This window comes from Erythrobacter sp. SN021 (genome assembly GCF_021864455.1).
This window is the reverse complement of record NZ_JAKKUW010000253.1, coordinates 1-280: the sequence shown is the minus strand read 5'-3', so window position 1 is coordinate 280 and position 280 is coordinate 1. Positions and strand designations below refer to the sequence as shown.

The 280-nt window shown below is 63.2% G+C and carries 1 protein-coding gene; it reads left to right on the top strand.

Annotated elements, in window-relative coordinates:
• Nucleotides 1-280, top strand: a 280-nt coding sequence (locus tag L5849_RS15795) for a hypothetical protein (protein WP_236926315.1), incomplete at both ends; no start/stop codon positions are given.

The following is a 280-nucleotide window of genomic DNA, read 5'->3' as shown; positions in this document are numbered from 1 at the left end:
AGTGCTGGAGGGCAACCTCTTCGGCGTAGCGGCCGTCTCAGCCGCCGATGTGTGGGCCGTAGGGTCCTTCCTTACTACCAGCAGTATTCAGCAGGCGCTGTTCGAGCACTGGAACGGCCGCAAGTGGAGCACGGTAAGGAGTCCCGCCACCGGGGCGGGCACCGTAATGTTCGCGGTGGCCAGCGTCTCTGCCAACGATGTCTGGGCTGTGGGGCAATCCCTAAATGCCACCAGTACCGCTCAGACGCTGATCGAGCACTGGAACGGCCACAAGTGGAGC